General features: G+C 65.4%; 1 protein-coding gene. It reads right to left on the reverse strand.

What is annotated here, in order from left to right; genetic code table 11:
• The coding region (locus EMN46_RS19545; protein WP_154202686.1) for an ABC transporter permease subunit at nucleotides 1-274 on the reverse strand (274 nt) is incomplete at its 3' end.
• Nucleotides 275-355: the final 81 nt, after the last annotated feature.

Here is a 355-nt window from a genome sequence, read left to right on the forward strand (position 1 = left end):
GGTTGATGTCGACCGGCTCGGCCACGCCCCAGGCTTCCAGCAGGGCATTGAGGCCGATGGTGCCGCCGTAAAACACCAGCAGCATCAGCACCAGCTCCGGGATGCCCCGTATCACGGTGGTGTACAGCGTGGCCAGCACCACCAACGGCGTGCGGCCGGACAACTTGGCCGTTGCCCCTAGCAAACCGAGCAGCACCGCCACCGCCAGCGCACCCAACGAGACGCCCACGGTCAGCAGCGCGCCGTGCAAGATGCCGGGCAAATAATCCAACATGATCAGCGCAATAACAACACGCCGCCCGCTCCATCAGGGTCGGGCGGCGTACAGACCGGGCAGGGAATCAGTTCCCGTACG

The organism is Ancylomarina sp. 16SWW S1-10-2, assembly GCF_009669305.1.
GTDB lineage: Bacteria > Bacteroidota > Bacteroidia > Bacteroidales > Marinifilaceae > Ancylomarina.